Annotated in this window: 20 protein-coding genes and 1 pseudogene; 6 read left to right on the forward strand and 15 right to left on the reverse strand. The window is 51.7% G+C overall.

Annotation, left to right across the window (positions count from 1 at the left end; genetic code table 11):
- Positions 1–3: 3 nt before the first annotated feature.
- Together ACN2TU_RS20210 and ACN2TU_RS20215 are read left to right on the forward strand one after the other, a co-directional pair.
- A complete protein-coding gene (locus ACN2TU_RS20210; RefSeq protein WP_435157911.1) occupies positions 4–126 on the forward strand; it encodes a hypothetical protein in 123 nt (40 codons plus the stop codon).
- Between the two features lie 338 nt (positions 127–464).
- Positions 465–1,652, forward strand: a complete 1,188-nt coding sequence (locus ACN2TU_RS20215) for a CBS domain-containing protein (RefSeq protein ID WP_435157913.1) — start codon at positions 465–467, stop codon at positions 1,650–1,652.
- Positions 1,653–1,756: 104 nt separating this feature from the next.
- On the opposite strand, the gene ACN2TU_RS20220 is transcribed toward ACN2TU_RS20215, so the two are convergent.
- The gene (locus ACN2TU_RS20220) at positions 1,757–2,368 is read right to left on the reverse strand and encodes a hypothetical protein (RefSeq protein WP_435157915.1); all 612 of its coding nucleotides are present in this window, start codon (positions 2,366–2,368) and stop codon (positions 1,757–1,759) included.
- 560 nt (positions 2,369–2,928) lie between these two features.
- A complete protein-coding gene (locus ACN2TU_RS20225; protein ID WP_435157917.1) occupies positions 2,929–3,357 on the reverse strand; it encodes a DUF7539 family protein in 429 nt (142 codons plus the stop codon).
- 143 nt (positions 3,358–3,500) lie between these two features.
- Here ACN2TU_RS20225 and ACN2TU_RS20230 point away from each other — a divergent pair, with 143 nt between their 5' ends.
- The gene (locus ACN2TU_RS20230) at positions 3,501–3,740 is read left to right on the forward strand and encodes a hypothetical protein (RefSeq protein ID WP_435157919.1); all 240 of its coding nucleotides are present in this window, start codon (positions 3,501–3,503) and stop codon (positions 3,738–3,740) included.
- Positions 3,741–4,180: 440 nt separating this feature from the next.
- Here ACN2TU_RS20230 and ACN2TU_RS20235 read toward each other — a convergent pair whose 3' ends face one another.
- From ACN2TU_RS20235 to ACN2TU_RS20275, 9 genes are all read right to left on the reverse strand, one after another.
- Positions 4,181–4,573: a DUF7344 domain-containing protein gene (locus ACN2TU_RS20235; RefSeq protein WP_435157922.1), complete on the reverse strand. Its 393-nt coding sequence runs from the start codon at positions 4,571–4,573 to the stop codon at positions 4,181–4,183.
- A 96-nt stretch (positions 4,574–4,669) separates the two neighbouring features.
- On the reverse strand, positions 4,670–5,329 hold the full coding sequence (locus tag ACN2TU_RS20240) for a helix-turn-helix domain-containing protein (RefSeq protein WP_435157924.1): 660 nt from the start codon (positions 5,327–5,329) through the stop codon (positions 4,670–4,672).
- 564 nt (positions 5,330–5,893) lie between these two features.
- Positions 5,894–6,088, reverse strand: coding sequence for a cold-shock protein (locus ACN2TU_RS20245; protein ID WP_231187497.1), 195 nt, complete (start codon positions 6,086–6,088; stop codon positions 5,894–5,896).
- Between the two features lie 389 nt (positions 6,089–6,477).
- Complete coding sequence (locus ACN2TU_RS20250) at positions 6,478–6,672, reverse strand: hypothetical protein (protein ID WP_435157926.1); 195 nt, start codon at positions 6,670–6,672, stop codon at positions 6,478–6,480.
- Between the two features lie 51 nt (positions 6,673–6,723).
- Positions 6,724–7,413, reverse strand: a complete 690-nt coding sequence (locus ACN2TU_RS20255) for a hypothetical protein (protein ID WP_435157928.1) — start codon at positions 7,411–7,413, stop codon at positions 6,724–6,726.
- Positions 7,414–7,548: 135 nt separating this feature from the next.
- Positions 7,549–8,052, reverse strand: a complete 504-nt coding sequence (locus ACN2TU_RS20260) for a PIN domain-containing protein (protein ID WP_435157929.1) — start codon at positions 8,050–8,052, stop codon at positions 7,549–7,551.
- Positions 8,053–8,355 (reverse strand): CopG family transcriptional regulator, encoded by a 303-nt coding sequence (locus tag ACN2TU_RS20265; RefSeq protein WP_435157931.1) that lies wholly within the window; start codon positions 8,353–8,355, stop codon positions 8,053–8,055.
- Positions 8,356–8,444: 89 nt separating this feature from the next.
- Positions 8,445–9,545, reverse strand: coding sequence for an outer membrane protein assembly factor BamB family protein (locus tag ACN2TU_RS20270; protein ID WP_435157933.1), 1,101 nt, complete (start codon positions 9,543–9,545; stop codon positions 8,445–8,447).
- Positions 9,546–9,767: 222 nt separating this feature from the next.
- Positions 9,768–10,292, reverse strand: coding sequence for a universal stress protein (locus ACN2TU_RS20275; RefSeq protein ID WP_435157935.1), 525 nt, complete (start codon positions 10,290–10,292; stop codon positions 9,768–9,770).
- A gap of 213 nt (positions 10,293–10,505) precedes the next feature.
- Here ACN2TU_RS20275 and ACN2TU_RS20280 point away from each other — a divergent pair, with 213 nt between their 5' ends.
- Complete coding sequence (locus tag ACN2TU_RS20280) at positions 10,506–11,474, forward strand: DUF7351 domain-containing protein (RefSeq protein WP_435157937.1); 969 nt, start codon at positions 10,506–10,508, stop codon at positions 11,472–11,474.
- Between the two features lie 58 nt (positions 11,475–11,532).
- Here ACN2TU_RS20280 and ACN2TU_RS20285 read toward each other — a convergent pair.
- The 4 genes and pseudogenes from ACN2TU_RS20285 to ACN2TU_RS20300 all read right to left on the reverse strand — a co-directional run.
- Positions 11,533–12,238 (reverse strand): annotated as a pseudogene (locus ACN2TU_RS20285) (transposase); the annotation flags it as partial.
- A gap of 74 nt (positions 12,239–12,312) precedes the next feature.
- Positions 12,313–12,804, reverse strand: coding sequence for an Lrp/AsnC family transcriptional regulator (locus tag ACN2TU_RS20290; RefSeq protein WP_435157938.1), 492 nt, complete (start codon positions 12,802–12,804; stop codon positions 12,313–12,315).
- 320 nt (positions 12,805–13,124) lie between these two features.
- Positions 13,125–14,381, reverse strand: a complete 1,257-nt coding sequence (locus ACN2TU_RS20295) for an ArgE/DapE family deacylase (protein WP_435157940.1) — start codon at positions 14,379–14,381, stop codon at positions 13,125–13,127.
- Positions 14,381–15,124: an SDR family oxidoreductase gene (locus tag ACN2TU_RS20300; RefSeq protein WP_435157941.1), complete on the reverse strand. Its 744-nt coding sequence runs from the start codon at positions 15,122–15,124 to the stop codon at positions 14,381–14,383. Before ACN2TU_RS20300 ends, ACN2TU_RS20295 begins: the two co-directional genes overlap by 1 nt.
- A gap of 161 nt (positions 15,125–15,285) precedes the next feature.
- Between ACN2TU_RS20300 and ACN2TU_RS20305 the strand changes: the two genes are divergently transcribed.
- On the forward strand, positions 15,286–16,764 hold the full coding sequence (locus ACN2TU_RS20305; protein ID WP_435157943.1) for an aldehyde dehydrogenase family protein: 1,479 nt from the start codon (positions 15,286–15,288) through the stop codon (positions 16,762–16,764).
- A 153-nt stretch (positions 16,765–16,917) separates the two neighbouring features.
- On the forward strand, positions 16,918–18,096 hold the full coding sequence (locus ACN2TU_RS20310; protein WP_435157944.1) for a M20 family metallopeptidase: 1,179 nt from the start codon (positions 16,918–16,920) through the stop codon (positions 18,094–18,096).
- The last annotated feature ends 235 nt before the right edge of the window (positions 18,097–18,331 follow it).

The following is an 18,331-nucleotide window of genomic DNA, read 5'->3' on the forward strand; positions in this document are numbered from 1 at the left end:
ACGTTGTCGATCGACGACGCGATGGGTGTCGGTGGCCACCACATTGAGATCACGTTCGCCCATCCCGACGTAGCCGGGTGGATGCGAGCCCACGAAGCCAACGCGGGAGGAAACGGAGGATGGTAATTATAGCGTTGTAATCACGGGGGGGTCGACGAACCCCTCTTCGGCACCACCACACGAGAGTCACACCGCATTGCCGGTGAAACATGGTGGTACTAGTTGGTTGGGTGCGGTGGAGTGCGTCATTTTCTGCGAAAGTGAGGGGATCGCGTTTGCGACCCCCTCTATTACAACGGTGTAATCGACCACCGATAGTGACGACAAGCACGGACGGTGCGGTCAAAGTAATATCGAGGGCACAATCTGTGACCCTAAATCACCTCTCAAAATCAATTCTCTCGTGTCACCAAAAGGTGAGGCAAGCATAACCGTCCACGTCCCCTTTTGATAGAGAGTACACAATGGATATCTCAGAGATAGTTTCAACACAGTTCACCGAGTTCGACATCGGGGCACCCCTTTCGAAGGTCGCCGGTGCGTTCGAGAATCAGGAACTCGACGCCGTCGTCGTTACCGACGGTGATGAGTATCGCGGCGTCGTCAGCCGCCGACAACTGGCCTCGTCGTCCAATCAACCCTCGGCGAAGGCTGGCTCACGGGTGCAACACGTCCCAACCGTCGACCGAACCGAGGATGTCCGTGAGGTTGCACGACTCATGATCGGGAGTAACGCCAAGACGCTCCCAGTGCTGGACAAAGACCGCGTCGTTGGTGTGGTGACTGCAGATGCAGTCCTGGAGGCTGTGAGTCCGTTTCTCGACGCGGTGAGCGTCGATGATGCGTACACGACAAAGCTCATCAGTGTCTCCCCAACGACCACGATGGGGAAAGCCCTCAACACGCTCCGAGAAGGACGTATCGCACACCTCCCAGTCATTGACAATGGCGAACTCGTCGGCATATTGAGTCTGTACGATGTTATCGAATTCACGACACGTGGCGGGAACAAGAGCCAGGGTGGCTCGTCAGACGAGTTTAGTGGTCGCGGCGGCTTCGGTGAACGTGACGGTGCTTCCGATCGGATGCTCGATCTGCCGGTGCGGAACTTAATGTCCGATGCAGTTACAACGGTTCAGCGAGGCACACCGCTCGATGCAGTAGTCGAAACGATGTTCGAACGGGAGGTTTCCTCACTTGTCGTCACGGATACCGAGACGGACGAACCGGTCGGAATCATCACAAAGACGGACGTCATCGAGGCGCTCACCTGGGAACAAGAAGAACGGCGTCCCGTGCAGGTGTTCGGTCTCGAGTTGCTCGATGAAATGGACTACGATGACGTTTCCGCGTTGATCGACAGCGTGACCTCGAAGTATGGTGAGATGAGTGTGATCAAGGCCAGTATCGAACTGCACGAGCACAAAGAAAAGAGCCGAGGAGTGCCACTGGTGCTGGCACGTATTCGGCTCGTCACCGACCGTGGTTACTTCACGGCTGACGGAGAGGGCTACGGGGCCACCCACGCACTTCGTCTCGCGGCAAATGCAGTCGAACGCCAACTCCTCAAAGGCAAGACCTACGGCCAATCGAAGAAGCATCCCGACGCTGAAGAGCAAGAGCAACTCTACGGTTGGTGGCTCGGCGGCTAAGATCCGTGCGTTCTTTCACTGGTGATTTGGATCCAATCAACAGTAAGATGAGTAGTATGTCGATTTTGACACCCTATGGACGAAGGAACGAAACAGATGTTGACTTAGTGATACTGCTGTTCGACCTCGATAGTCTTCTGCACAGCGTCGTCGAAGCGGTTTCGTAACTCATCACTGAAGTCCTTAATGGTTGTATCTTGTTGTACCACTTCTAATGAGTCCCAGTCACCTGACTCAGTTGCAGCGTACAATTGCGTGAACTTCTCTCCGTTGTTCCCGTACGCAATTGCGATCACATACGGTTTCACCTCTTCGATGTCCTCAACTGGCTGTCTCCCAGGCCACTCCTCGACTTTCGTCACGCTTACTCGGTCGAATGTCGTTAATTCTGCACTGAATTCACGAGCACCGAGACGATGTGTCAACTGTTCTCGATCCCATTCCCGCGTTTCACCGGTATCGGTATCTGTTCCCGTGATAGTCTCCGCCGTAATTGATTCAATTTGCCAGTTTGTAAGTAGTGGCCCAGCCATTTCCGCGGTCGTCCGTGTGCTAACATCGCCTTCTTGAATACGGTCGCCTTCCTGTACACGAATGTACCGAGGGTTCGATGCTGGAAGGTCAATGAAAATCTCTCCTGGATCCGTGTTGACTAACGCGTCGACTCCATCGATCGTTCGAACTTCTACCGTTCGCTTGGAATTTTCGTTGCTCATTGTTATCAGTTATTATGAAGCGGGCTCTAAGAGTGGTACCGCAGTACATACGCTTCTGTTGTGAGTTCGACCGATAGACGATCTCCGTCAGGGTTGCACCCATTGATGTCGTTATCGATTTCGATCATGTACTCCCTAGTTCAAGATACTCTGGCTAGACGGTTCAGCCTGTCGACCAGTACGATAAAATCGAGGCTAACGGACGAACGGCAGCTACTAAGCTAATACGTGGGGACGCCGTAGCCAACGAACGATGCGGACACATCGTCATGGGACGCAATCGTTCATCGACTTCATGCAAACTTACCTCCAGGATCATCCCAAAAGATGTCAGATATGTGGGAACAAAGCCCGATCGCGATCGGAGTGGCGAATCGAAAAGCGCGATGAGGATGGCCTCCACTTCGTGCATACTTGTCCAGAGTGTAGCGCGGAGGACGACGTGTTTCTCAACCTCATGCCAGAACACGAACGCACCAAGCGTTAGTGAATACAACCCGGATTCGAGTAACATCCATATAGGGATTGTACAAGTTCAGGAAACGGAATTAACAACAGGGTTAGCTTTGCGTTTGGCGAATGAACTTATCAAGTCGTTCTTCAATGAGTGTCGCAACGCGTTCGCTATATTGCCAGAGCGCTGCATTGAATTTCTCCTCGGTCTCGTCATCGATACCATCGTCACCCTGAAGCACGGAATCTTTGGTAATTTGGGGATGGTATACACAGACAATTCCGATCGAACTGTCCGAACCTGTGATCCCCGCTGTGTGGATTCCGTACTGATCTGTGCCCCACACGCCATCGCCACCGTGCCGTTCCATCACAGAGTCGAGCGCATCGAGCCATTGCAACTCCTCGGGAGTAAGGAGTGGAGCATCACCTTCGAACAATTCACCGTATGCTTGTGTCCGGGCATTGTTCGTCCACTGTTCCAATTGGGAGCGTGCTCTCATTACGAGCTGTCTCTCGTCTGGGAATTCGGCCATACGAACTAGAGGAGTGGGACACCAATCAACGTTTGTACAGCATTTCCGATGTTTCAATTCTACGAGAAGGCGGTACTCAGGGAGAGCTTCCTTGTCAATGATTGTAGGGTCTGGGTTTCCCCATTGGAGCACCAACTAGTTACATGTCCCATTACGAGACCGTCTTCGAAATCGATTCAACATCCGACGCAGAAGCAATCAGACTCCTTGTGGAACGGGTTTATGACGCGTTACGGGAAGAAACACGAGAAATAGATGGAGACGAAGCTAGTTCGAGCGAGATGCTCGAAAGGTTCGAGGCCATCCGCAACGCAGCCAGACATCCTACCCCAGGAACGCTGACTATCCACTACGATCAACACAACGAAGCATTCGAGGACTGAACGATTATTTTGCTGCCTTCGATTTCGATTACCTCAGTCGATGATTTGAACGGCATCAGCTGATTGCAGATCTCTCTGTCGTCGTAAGGGATGCTACTGTTCGCTACCTGGCTGCCGCATTTGGGGGAGACCATTCGGTCGCGAACAGATTGAGTGGGAAAGGTAGATCTATTGAAACGTGGAAATTCGGGTGATAGGAGTTTTTAGTGCATACCCGCGTCGTCAGGCGCGGGTCGAACGATAGGCCGGGCCGACACATCGCCGTCAATGACTGAATCCGGGACACCACAGAGAATCCAAACACAATGCGGTGGGGTGTGGAAAATCTCCCTTGTATCTACTCCTTATCGAGAGTATTATGTAAACAAGTAAATTTTTAAAGGTAGCACCGGGTGAGTTTCAAACCAAAGCAGGGAGTGAAATAAGCCAGTTCGGGAGAGTTACGAATCGAGATCGTCCTCGTTGGTATCTTCTTTTTCACCACCAGCGAACTGCTCTGACTGTAACAGTGCCTCAATACGTGGCTGTTCAGTGTACGAGACGAGTTGGAACGAGGAATTATACTCAATTATGCCGTAGTCTGCCAGTTTTGGAAGCTGAAGATGGTGGAGTTGAATCAACAGACGTTCTCGGTCAGTGGCGTCCGGTGTATCAGTTGGCGCATCGCCGGGTATGTGTGTACCGAGATGCTCGACGAGTGCTTCGAGTGGGACAGGCTGATCAGCATTTGCAATGAGATAGCGGAGAATCTGTCGACGTTGTGGATCAGCTACAAGCTTCAATAGCTCATCGAGTGAACATCGCTGGTCGTCATCATCCGGCGGAGAGTCCATCTTTGTAGAGACTACTGGAGTGTGTTGTATAAGAATTCGGTCTGTTATAACAAACTGGTTTAAAACTCCTGAGGGAAATGAACGCGAGTCTGAAAGTCAGTGTTCGGATGCACCAAACAGCATATGCTCCACGATTGCTTCGATGCCGTTTCGGATCCGATTGGATAACGACTGTTGGGTGATATCGAGTTCGGTCGCCAATTCCGATAGCGTCACCTTCCGAGGCGTCATGAAATAGCCACGTTGGAACGCAAGCACGATTGCTTCACGTTGCTTATCCGTGACGATGTTTGCGAGTTCAGATGCTCCAGCCTCACTCAACGAATGCATTTTACCGAGTGTATACTCAATCTCGTTCTCACGGCTCACATTGTGAAACTTCGTCAACTGATCCTGGGAGGGGAACAGCAATTCGAACTCCCAATCTTCGTCGCCATACCCGTGTGCATTTCGAATAATCCCCTCTGTGGTGGTGAGCCCTTCAAGGAAGGCACCGGCTGGGATATCCCAATTGAGGAGATACAAGCGACGGTCTTCCACTTGGTCGATTGCAACTAATTGCTGGACGTTGGTGTCGTCCCCGACACGCTCTTCGAAGGCATCTAAATCGCCATCCCACGCCCAAAAGATGGGAACCACGTCTGCACCGACGGGGACGATGCGTTCGAACTCGATGTGGAGGTCTGTTCCGGCGGTGAGCATTGTCCCTAATGGGAAGCTCTCCGGAGGAAGAGACAGCTCAACAATGACCGCCATATAGGGAGAGACTATTTATAGCATCTTAGTAATTTGGTCGATGGGGGGGGGTATATCTCGTCGGTATGAGGAAGAAACAGCGTTTGTTACTATGTGATGGGTTCCAGCGAATTCGGCCTAGGAAGTCTGGGACGAACAGAGTATTAACAGCTGCCGTGATTCCGGAACTCGTTGTGATCGCACTTTGAACACTGGGTTGGCTTTGAAATGAACGTTGTACCACAGTCTTCACATTCAAAAATGTCACCGGTTGCTCGGACTTGCTTTTCCGTTTGCTGACTGACCTCTTCCGGACTGAAGGCGTCACGTAACCGATGAAGTAGTTCCATAGTCTGGTATGAGATACCAGCAACTCAGCCATATATGTTTTCATTTTACATATTATAAAATTATTCATAACCTATACAGGAATAAATATCGGTATGTGACTCCGTAATTGGGATCTGTTTGATAAATTGACCTCTGGATGGGACAGTGCGAAGGCTACTGCTCTGGGTGAACCTTCATCTGAAAATGGAATAAAGTCTCACAGCGTCGCCTGATGGCGACTACGTGAACCGTGTATTATGCGCGAACGACGTTCATCGCGCGCGGGCCCTTGGGGGCCTGTTCGATATCGAAGTCAATCTCCTGCCCCTCTTCGAGGTCAGCGCCGCCAACGTCCTCCATGTGGAAGAATACGTCGTCGTCAGAGTCGTCCGTCGTGATGAAACCGTAGCCGCCAGTGTCGTTGAAGAAATCAACCTTACCGTTTGCCATTACAACTAAACAGAGACCCAACACACGGTTAAGACTTCCGCATTCATTTTTTAAATCCGGAGAATATTTAGACAAACATCCAGAAAAGACGGAATTCAGTATTTACTCGACCATTTGGGTAGTTCTGCGGAGAAGACGCACCAGTTTCACCAAAACGAACCGTTCCTTCTACCGAAGCCATACTTCTCGCTTTGTGGAGGTCTTTGTCCCTGGCCGCTCGGAGGGCCACAGCCCCCGTCCAACTGGACCTCCTGTTGGTGTCGCTATCTGTGATGATCCGAACACTGGTGACATTCTATGGCAACTCCCAGAAAACGACCAGTCATTTTCGGTCAGTGATTATCGACCTCCTCGACGCGGGACGACCCACTACACTCACTACAGCAGTACTATTTAGGGTTGCGGACGGTTTTCGAGCGGCGATAGCGCGGAATCCGACCGCCGCAGTCCTGGAACACGAGCCGCCAATTTGGCGCGGTGAATCGCTCGCGGTGTTGGGTTGTGTCGAGGGTATGAGTCCAGCGGGTGAACGTTGCGCCGTGATCCGTGTCGCCGAACTCGTGGTACTGCCAAATGTGGATCATCTTAATAGCGTGCCCAGAGTTCAGTGGTGGATCACTGGCAAGATATCCTTTTCAGGCAGAAGCTACGAATAGATCGCTGCCAGTATAACTAACTATGGAAGTAGCGTACCCGAACTGCCGAGTAGTACTTCGAACGGGGATGATCGGCATCAAAAGCTCGGCGCTCGGGAAGGTGGCACTATTTCCAGATTGACGACCACCTCTCGAGTTCATTCGGTTTCGTGAGATTTCATCGATAATTGGCAAGGACTGTATCGTACCGAACAGAGGGTCGTACTTCGTGACGCCTGCTTGTCGTTGGGTTCGGTGTGAGACCTCCCAGTTGATCGTTTCGACCGGTAGGTCCTGGAAATGCTCGGTGGCGACGTTCGTTGCGTGCTGTCGTGCTCGGTCGAGGAGGGCCGTCGGTGTCTCGGAAGTATCGTCGGTCGCAGCGTTAGCGCTTTCTGTCAGCGTTCGCTGGTCGGTGCTATCCGAGACCGTCACTTGGCGTGCCATAGATAAAAAAGACTGAAGCGGTGGTTCGTTCGGCAGTTCCTTCCGTCCCGTTTGCACGCACGGCCAGCACAGGATGCCACCGAGACCGTCGCAGTCTTCGGGTTCGGCATCGTCTTCGTCCTTGGACAAGAAGACGTCAAGCGTCCCATCGTCAGTTGCGTTTTCGACGGCGGCCATGTGTTTGCAGATGGCGTTGCGGTGGACGTGATGCGGGCACGTACAGGCCATCAGTTCGTGCGTCACGTCGTCGATAGAGACTGTGTACTGGTGGGCTGCAGGGTTCTCGTGGCTCTCGTTGGTGACGTCAACGAGTCCGGGGGCACCGTTCTTCCTCCCAATTTCTTTTGTGACCCGTATTCAGTAACCACTCTCGGGTGATTACGTTCCCGACTCTTCTTCAAAGAGACGCTGTGCATAGTGATAGATTGGCGCATCAAGCCAGTCCCGATCACGTGCAATAGTATCGAGTGCAGATCGAGCTTCGGAATCAGTAAGGACACCCCGTTTGACGAGTGCGCGGAAAAGAATTGGTGAAAGAGCAACATCAGCCGAGACAAGAGTAGTGAGTTCGGGAAGTGCTCGAAAATCGTCCGTGATGAGAAACGCTGCATCGGTCTCTTCAACAGCCGCGACACAGCTCGCCTCGCCAGCATCGATTCGACTCGAAGAAAGTTCTGGGGCAGAGGTATCCAGAACCTCGAAACGGGCGGAACGTTCGAGGACGGCTGTTGCCCCGTGACCATGGACATCATCATATTCTGCAGTCGATTCAAGTTCCTCGATGACGAATCTCGTAGTTACGACGTCGTATTCGGGTAGCACGTCATCGAGGACATTACCGACCGCGAGAGAAATGAACGCGCTTGTATCGATAACCAGCATTTACAAATCTGCAAGTTTGTCGGCGAGGTCGTCTCCCTCATCAAGAAGTTGCTTTGAGGTACGGACTGCTTCTGCGTCCTGTCGACCGATAATATCGATGAGGGTTTCGAATTCAAGTTCGTCTGCGAGATAGAGTTCAATGACTGCTTCTTGAAAGCTCTCTTCTGATTCGATTTCCTTGAGGTACTCTCGAAGTGCTTCGATGAGGAGTTCGGTTCGGTTTTTGTGCGTAACTTCAGCAGCGATATCTGCATGAGTCACGAGTTCTACCGGCAGACGAAAGTTGACTTTTCGGGTGCTCATCGTGTAGGTACGTTGTACCTACAGAGGCAAAAACGTTCCCCAGTAATTAGTGAGCCACCGACCGGTTGATGAGTAGAAAAAATGTCAGCTTATACCAGAGCGTAGACGGTTCCGTCCGGGATGTCGCTCCCGACGTAGAGAGTCTCGCCCACCACGGCACTCGGAATCGACATATCGGTACTCGCTTCGAACCGCCAGCGTTCCACTCCTGTTGCTGCGTCCACCGCATACATCGTGGTATCGGCGTTTCCGATATATACTGTGCCAGCCGCGGCTGACATGAATACTGTTCCGCTTCTTGGCTTCTCAAATCGCCACCGTTCCTCGCCAGTCATCGCATTAAGGGCGTGAACACTGGTATCCACCGGCCCTCGCCCAACGTAGACATTCCCATCCGCAATCATGGGGTCACTCATCCAGTCAGTACCTTGCTTGAATCGCCATCGTTTCTTGCCAGTCACCGCATTTACTGCGTATAGAATATTATTCAGACTCGTGATATAAACGGTGCGCCCCGCTACCGCTGGCAGGGACGTGGGATTAGTCGCATCATCGAACTGCCATCGATCTTCCCCCGTCGCCATCGACACCGCATACAGTTTCGTGTCTGCACTACCGACGAAGGCTGTTCCGTTCACTACTGTCGGCGTCGACGTCGCATCCGCAGGCTTGTCAAACCGCCAGTGCTCCTCACCAGTCACTGCATCGAGTGCGTAGACGGAGCCGTCGCCACTGCTGACGATGACGATGTCACTAGCGTCTGTGCTCCGTGGAGTAGTCCACGGTGCATTTTCATATTGCGGTGAACTGGATCGAGTAACCGTGCCCACTGCTGGTGCTTCCGTTCTATCAGTAGCCTCCGTGAAACGCCAGCGTTCAGTACCGGTTGCCAGATCCACAGCATAGACATTTGTATCGTCGCTCCCGACATAGAGAGTATCGTTGGTCAGTGCTGTCGGGCGTGTTTCTCCAGTTGGTGTTTCAAATCGCCAGCGTTCGCTACCGGTTGCAGCGTCGAGCGCGTATACTGCGGTATCGCTACTTCCGACAAATACGGTGTCCGTGGTTGCCGCGCCAACGAACGTGCGGTGGCCAGCAGCCGTTTCGAACCGCCAACGAACGTCGACCGGATCCGTCGGCCCCGTTGAACGAGGGACTGCACCGGTTTGTGTGGAATTAGCGTTGGCCATCCGCCATTTATCGTTCTCTAACGTCTTTAGAGGGCTCTCCTTCGATGTGAAAGCTGCGACAGAGTGCGCCCCCAGAAATGCAGTGGTTCCCACTGTCCCAATGCCTTCTAAAAACGCTCGTCGGTCACTTCTGGCACATCTGTTGTCGACCGATTCTTTGGTTTGTGGTGTCATTATCTGGTGAGTATGCCGAGCCGCCTGTTGCCAATATCAAGATTGAATCTATGCGGGTTTGTGGGGAACGTTCGGCCCGACTATGGTAGGCGGTGCCAGGGGTTCATCTCGAAGATGATCGAAGAACACCGTGACATTGCCGGGAAACGTCTTCTCGATGGTCGTTGCGAGATCTGGAACACCTCGGATGATGTCCCAAATACTACGGCGATGTCCGGTCACGACCACGTGATCACAGTCATACTCCTCTGCTACTGTGTGAACGGCCTCCACGGGGGTTCCGACGAACCCAATCACTTCGAACGGAATGTCGCTGTCCGCGAGCACTGCATCGGTAATGCGAAGGGCAACGTGACGGCTCGCTTCTACTGCATGGTCGTACGTGTACTCGAAGTTGAGTTGTCGGATTCCATTAACAGCTCGGGCGCGTGCCCGATAGTCGTCATACGTCATCACAGACAGGACGACGAGTCCTGTGCCGGTACCTGCCGCGTGCGCTGCTGCTTCCTGGACTGGGTGTCCCTCGGTGTCTGTCGGGTCGACAACAACAAGGAGGTTCGTTGCGTGGGTCATTTTGGGTCACCTTCACTGCTTTTTTCCAGTTCGTATGACGTCTCTCACCTCGATAGCTGTTCGCTGGAAAACATTTCTATAAGCACTCGGACTGAAATGCACATACATAAAAAACTAACATGTTCGCGTATTATGGTATCGGATAGCACAATGCGCTCTGAACGGTTGCTAATAGTTAACATTGTTCCTAGCGCATTAGTGTAGGATAGGATCATGCACGACGACATCAAGGGTCAGGAAGGATTCTCACCAGAAGAGGCGTTTAGGATCCTCGGCCACGAAACCCGGCTGGCTATCTTGCACACCCTCTGGGACACACAAGCAAAAGACCCAGATGAATACCATGAGCGCGAGGCTCTGTCGTTTGCGGAGTTGCGAAAGCGTGTTGGCATGCGCGATGGATCGCAGTTCAATTATCATCTCAAACAACTCATCGGGAGGTTCATCCACCAAACAGATGATGGGTATAAACTCCGCCGTCCGGGCGAGCAAATCATTAGTACAATTCTGGCGGGGTCACTCACTGAGGAGGTGGTCTTCGATGCCGAACCGATCGACGATCCATGCCCTCTCTGTGGCGGGGGAGTCGTCCTCGATCACGGGACAGAACAGTCACCCGATCATTTACTTATTCGATGTACTACCTGTGAAGGAGGATGGAAACTTCCTGGTCTTCCATCGGGTGTGCTGAGTGTGGTGCCTCTGCTGCTACCAGTTGGTGTTCGCAGTCGGTCGCTGACCGAAATGTACCGGGCGCAATTCACGTGGTTGAAATTCCACATCAAGTCGATGATCGAAGGTGTTTGTCCAGAATGTTCTGGGACGGTCATCGCGACACCGTTTATTTGTGAGACACACACGGTCAGCGACGGCCAAGTCTGCACTCATTGCGGCAGTATCTTTGAAATTCAGTTCCGGCGCGTCTGTAGCGTCTGTAAAAATTCATGGACTATCCCCACCGGACGACACATTATTTGTCATCCAACGGTAGCAGCATTCGATCACGACCACGATTACGAAACGTGGGGTCACCAGTGGCTCCGTATTGAGACGGAAACGATCGCCGAACAGACCGTCGTGTCCCAAGACCCACTGGAAATCGAGATCACAGTTATCGTTGCCGACGATTCGCTTGACCTGAAACTTGACAGTGAGGGGGCCGTTTTTGACTTGCGGACGTGACATCCTCCCCGCCGTAAACGGCGGGGCTTCCCGTACCGCAGTTGGGATATTTGCCGGTCTACGACACGACCTGTTCTCTCGTCCGAAACGTCCCGCTCTCGCGGTCGAACAGGTGTACCGATGGCTGTGCCACACAGCCGTTACTCCTATCCTCGCTGTGAGGACTCGAAGTTATCTTCTGCCGCATGTTCTCCGTCGCGTTGCAATTCGCGTTCCCGACTAACTCACACGACGAGCAGACGTACAGGCCACGTTCGACATGGTTCGACTTCGTGTCGTCGCCACCCCGTGAGCAGGTCTTCGAAGTGTCCCACTCGTTCTCTTTTAAGCACCTCGACGCCACGTATCTCGCCTTTGAAGTTGAGGTACTGGTAGACGCGGTCGAACGCCCACGAGTGCAACTTCTTGTTTCCCGTCTTCCCCCAGTCCGACTCACGCACGTTCTCAGGCCAACTCACCGCGAGTGTGCCAACACCGCGTTCGACACACTCGGTGAGGATGGTGTCCGTGAGAACGTGGTAGAAATGCGTTTCGCGGTCAGCGAGCTTCCGGCGTGCCCACATCGACTTCTCAGACGGGCCGTTCTCTCCTTCGGTGTCGTACTCCGCTTGGGTGAAGTAGTGTTTGTCTTGTTTGAGCGAGTTACTGGGGAACAGGACGTATTCGTCGGGGAACGCGACCGTGGCAATGTTCTTGATGCCGAGGTCGATTCCCGCAGCCCCGTCACCTGCTGACTCATCGGTTTCGAGTTCGACTTTGCAGACGAGCTGTCTGTAAAAGCGTATGTTTCGAGGAGTAACTCGTTTTGGCTACGTAAACAACGATTAGCTTCGATAAATCACTCTTGAGAGAAATTATCCATGAATTTCGGATTGTTTTTCACTTCATCCATGACGAATCGTGAGGACGTTTCGTTAACAGCATCAATAGCAACCATCTGATCGATGACTTCGTTCATCCGATTTCGATCCTGGACACGGGTGAGAACCATGAAGTCCACATCACCCATCGTATAGTATACTTGTTCTACACCCTGAATATCTGCGAGTTTGTTCCCAATATCGGTCGAGTATCCTTTCTCATGGGTAACGGATACCTCGGTGATTGCCACCATATCCAGTTCGAAAGGCTCTGGATTCAAGTCGGCGGTGATACCTTTGATCACGCCACTTTCTTTCATTTTGTTAAGCCGATAATGGACTGCTGATTTCGAAAGATCTAATTCATCGGATAACTTATCCAAGCTTACGTCGAAATCATTTTCGATAAAAGTAAGCAATTTCAGGTCGACCTCATCGAAATCATCACTCGCTGAATATCCCTTTGCCATTATGCTAGTTTCACGCCCGAAGATATATGTATAGCACGCTTTTTGGTAAATACTTCTAATTTAATTGGCGTCTGCAGAATATTGTTCAACTGTGTCGAGAAGCACTCAAATTACTTAATACTGTCATCCAATTCTTCAAGTTAATTTCTGTTTATTCGTCTACAATACTATAGCGAGAGTGTCTCGGGGCTTTCCCCCGTGGTACTTCACAATGGATATTGGAGACCGACCAAATCTTGAAAATACTATATCTATTCGATCGTTTCGGTTATCTTCGAAGCGATTCTTAGAGAGATTTCTGATGGAGAGGGACTGACGAACTATTCGTCCAAATCGCCGATGAGCTGTGCAGTCGAAACTGCCATCACTTTTATCGCAGTAAGTATGTCTTCGATCGATACGAATTCATCCTCGACGTGAGCCTGTTCTAGACGCCCAGGGCCATACACGATGCATTGATCGATGCCTGCGTCGTTGACGACAAAGCGTTGATCGTCTGAACCAGGGGAGATGACGAATTCGGAATTCCCGTAAAACGACTCGATATTTCGTGCAAACGTTTGGCTTACTTGACAGTCTTGGGAGACGCTCGTTGGTTCCGCAAACATGATCTCCTCATACTCAAGAGAGGCATCCATGTTGCCCTCTGTTTCCCATATCAATTCCCGAATCTCGTTTCGCACATCCGCGACCGATTCGGTTGGAACGAGTACCCGATAGAACGTCGCCGTACAGCGATCTGGAACCACATTCTCGGAGTAGCCCGCGTCCATCATCGTCACCGAGATATCCGCTCGTCGAGATTCACTCGGTGTGACCGGGAGATCGGTTGTCCGTTGATGAAGTCTAGTCCGATACTCCTCGATGCGTGTTACGAAGTCATTCATCGTCGAAATAGCGTTGGTTCCATCGTGGGCCATACAGCCGTGAGCCTTTCGTCCCCGTGTCACGACCTTGAACTTCAGAACCCCACGATGACCAAGACAAATCCGAGAGGAGTCGAAACATTCGGTGTAAACACAATAATCGGTGTCATCGAGGTGACCTTCCTGTGCGAGATATCCGAGGCCAGTAAACCCACCCGTTTCCTCGTCGACCGTCATGCTTTGTGTGACTGATCCTTTCAATTCAGCATTGACGGCTTCCAATACGTCGATCGCAACCAGACTAGCGACGATACCGGATTTCATATCGCTGGCACCGCGTGCATAAATCCGGTCGTCTTCTATCGTCGGGTCGAACGGATCTCGGGTCCAATCTTCTCCTGCAGGAACAACATCGTAGTGTCCGGTGTAGTGGATGTTCGGCCCATCCCCGAACGCTTTCTGGCCGAGCACATTGACCCGCTCCAAGTGGGATCGCTCTGGATAGTGACGTTCTACGACATCTTCGGGAACGTCGACTAATTCGACGTCGTATCCTCGTTCCGAAAGCACCCTATCGAGAAAGGCAGCACCGTCTCGATAATTTCTACCCGGGGGATTTTCTGTTCGAATTTCGAGAAGCGAAGAGAGGAGGCAAACGATCTCATCACGTCGATTATCGACCTCGTCATAAATAGCCCGCTTCGTTGCCATCAGATATCCCTCCCGCCGTCGACCTCGAGGGCGGTTCCAGTTATCATTTCGGCGTCATCGCTGGCGAGGAAGGTAGCCGCCGCGGCAATATCCATCGGTTCGGCGAGGCGTTCGAGTGGAATCGTCTGTTGCATATCGGCTACGCTGAGGTCTTCACCCGCAAACTTCGACAACATCGGTGTCTCCGTCGCTACGGGGCAGATGGCATTTACCCGGATGGATGGTGCGAGTTCATAGGCAAGTTGCTTTGTTAGAGCGACCATCCCGCCTTTCGATGCAACGTATGCCGAAAGTCCGGTTCGTGGCCGAATCGCTGCCGTAGATGCAGTGTTAAGGACGACACCACCGCCGTCGCGAAGATGTGGGACAGCGTGTTTCGCCCCGAGAAAGGCGCTTTTTAAATTGACAGAAAGAATTCGATCCCATTCCATCTCAGAAACGTCCTCGACCGGGGTCGCCTGCTGAGGGATGCCTGCATTGTTGTGCAACACATCGAGCGAACCGAACTCCGCCACTGTTCGCTCGATCATCGTTTTCACGGCGTTTTCGGACGAGACATCGACTTCAAGTGCTAGTGCAGTACCGTCGTCGAGTTCGATTGTCTCAGCAGTTTGGGTAGCAGCATCGACATCGATATCCGCACACACGACTGCTGCCCCTTTGGACGCGAATCTCTCTGCGATGGCTTGGCCCATCCCGGAACCCGACCCCGTTACTATCACCGTCTTCTCGGAAAAGCTCATGTGAAGGTGTCTCGTGGCATTTACTATCAAACTTCGGTTTATCTACCTTAGAATTAGTCTGTCATCCTAATTGGTACCCAATATGCGGATATTGTTCTTCTAAATGACGTATTCTTGTATTATTGCCAAAGTACTATCGTTATGGCGAACACAAAGAGAGTATGGTTCAACCAGATATATCTTTCAAAGAACGATATTCCCTCTTCATCGGTGGGGAACAAGTGCCCCCGTCCACGGACGACTATATCCCGACATACGACCCTGCGACGGGGAATTCGTTCGCAGAAATCGCGGTAGCCGACTCACGAGATGTCGATCAGGCAGTCACAACTGCTCGTGCTGCATTCGAATCGTGGCGTGATGTCTCACCGGAGAAACGTGGTCGGATCGTCCATCGCATCGGAAGCCAGATCCGTGATTCTGCTGACGAGCTAGCGGCAATCGAATGCAAAGATCAGGGGAAACCGATGTCCCAGGCAAAAAGCGATATGCGCGGTGCGTGGCGATATTTCGAATACTATTCCGGCGTTGCTGATAAGCTCGAGGGCCGAAGCGTACCAGTTGGGTCAGACCAAGTCGATTTCACGCTCCGCGAACCGTACGGAGTGAGTGCACAAGTTACACCATGGAATTTCCCCGGGAACTTGTTTGCTCGGGGTATCGCACCGGCGTTGGTTGCCGGCAACACGGTTGTCGTCAAACCGGCCCCACAGACGGCACTATCGACTCTCAAGCTTGCCGAACTCTGTTCTGAAGCCGGCCTACCAGATGGTGCCGTCAACGTCGTAACTGGAACTGGTGAATCGACTGGACAACCGCTCGTGTCCCACACCGATGTCGATACGATCACCTTCACAGGAAGCGTCGCGACAGGTCAATCGATCATGCAGCATGCAGCAGACACCGTCACACCGGTAACACTCGAACTTGGCGGGAAAAATCCAGCAGTAGTATTCCCTGATGCACCCCTCGATAGAACCGCCGAAAGCATCGCTACTGCCATTTTCACGAACGCTGGGCAGGTCTGTTCAGCAGCCGATCGTCTCCTCGTTCACGAAGATATCCACGATCAGTTGGTCGACCGAATCGTATCGATTGTTGATGAGTATAAAATCGGCTCAGGAATAGACGACCCCGATATGGGTCCACTTGCGTCTGCTGAACACAAAGATCGGGTACTGGAGTATATCGAAGTTGGGAAAAAAGAGGGTGCAACACCGATAACCGGCGGGAATGTACCCGACAGACCGGGCTACTTTGTCGAACCGACGATCTTCACCGATGTCCAAAACGAGATGCGGGTCGCTCAGGAGGAGATATTTGGCCCAGTACTCTCGGTGATCTCCTTTCGTGATGAAGAAGAGGCACTATCGATAGCTAACGATACGAAGTATGGACTGACAGCAGGCATATTCACGAACGATATTACTCGGGCACACCGTCTCGCACGATACCTTGAGGCGGGCAACGTCTACGTGAATAAGTGGTTCGGAGATACGACACAGACGCCGTTCGGTGGTTACAAATACAGCGGTATTGGTCGCGAAAAGGGCTTAGAAGCACTAGATTCGTATCTTCAAACGAAGAACGTGGCGATCGACATCAGTGCAGATGGGAGCGGAACGCTTCCAGGGGCTTAATCCAGATCGAAATCTCGGAAAGTACGCTCACGTCATACAGAATAATATCCTGTCTTGATATTTATTTTAGAAAATAATTCCGAAGACAGATCCATATACAGACATAATACAGCTAATCACAAATGTTTTGAAGAATGGTGAGTGAGTTTGTGCATGGGCAACACGGAACAAGTAGAAGAGCTGACTACCTTAATTGGAGACCTCGTCCGTATTGAGACGGAAAATCCGCCTGGGAACGAAAAAGCGTGTACGGAGTATATCGCCAACTGGTTCGAAGAACGTGGTATCGAAGCGGACGTTATCGATGAACCATATCCTGACCGACCCCAAGTTGGTGTCAAGGTTGGGAACGGAGAACCAACACTCGTGTTAAATGGTCATATCGACGTCGTACCAGCAGGGGACCGAGATCAGTGGACGCACGATCCGTATGCCGGTGATGAAGTAGACGGATGTCTCTACGGTCGTGGTAGCGTCGACATGAAGACCGGCGTTGCGATAGGGATGTTGACGGTAGCTCACTTTGCAGACGATATCAAAGCCGGAAAACTTCCAGGCTCGCTCGTTTTTCACGCTGCGATCGGTGAAGAAACAGCCGAACCGGGGACGAAGACTCTACTCGAAAACGGGTACGACGGGGATTATGGTGTCGTTCTCGAGCCAACTGGGTTGCACACTGCAACGAGCGAAAAGGGTCTGGCATGGTACGAAATCGTCATTACTGGCGACCCATCACACGCAAGTCGACCCGATCAGGGAACGAACGCGATTCAGTATGCAAGACCCGTGTTGGACGCACTCGATGAGTACGACACTGAGATTAGAGAACGAAGTGATCGACTGGTTGGGCAAGCATATTCGACAGTAACGATGTTCGAGGCAGGAACGAAAGAGAACGTCGTTCCTGAAGAAGCAACAATCACCATCGATCGTCGCTTTCTCCCAGATGAAAGCATCGAGCAAATCGATTCGGAAATTGATGCACTGGTGGAGAATGTCGAAGACGAACACGGTATTACAATCTCTTGGAACCGGACACGGACATACGAATCAGCTGCAATAGACGAAGATTGCGTCCTTGCAGATGTATTCCGTAAACACTCCGCACGGGTTGCAGACGTGTCTCCAGAACCGTGGGGGGTAAACGCGTCTACCGACGTTCGTAACTTTATCAATGATGCTGATACTGAAGCGATCACTTGGGGTCCAGGTGATTTGGCACAGGCACATACGTACGACGAACATGTAGAACTTTCATCCGCAGCAGATGGGCTTGCTGCACTTCTCGGCGCAACTGAAGAAATCCTCTCGGAAAGTCACGTATCGGAATAAAAACCGAACCTGACGGACAATAATTTTTGAAGATGTAGGAGGCTTCTCCAGGAAGATTATATCTATATTTTGGCGTGTTTGTGGACAATATACGATAATCATATATTTCTATAATATATTGTACAATGATAACCGATAGATTTACATCTGGAAATAGTATCATATGTGGTAGAGTCAGACATGACAATGTATGGCATGCCAACAACAATGTTCCTGGTTTTCGTTGCGACAATTT

The organism is Haladaptatus marinus (assembly GCF_051194195.1).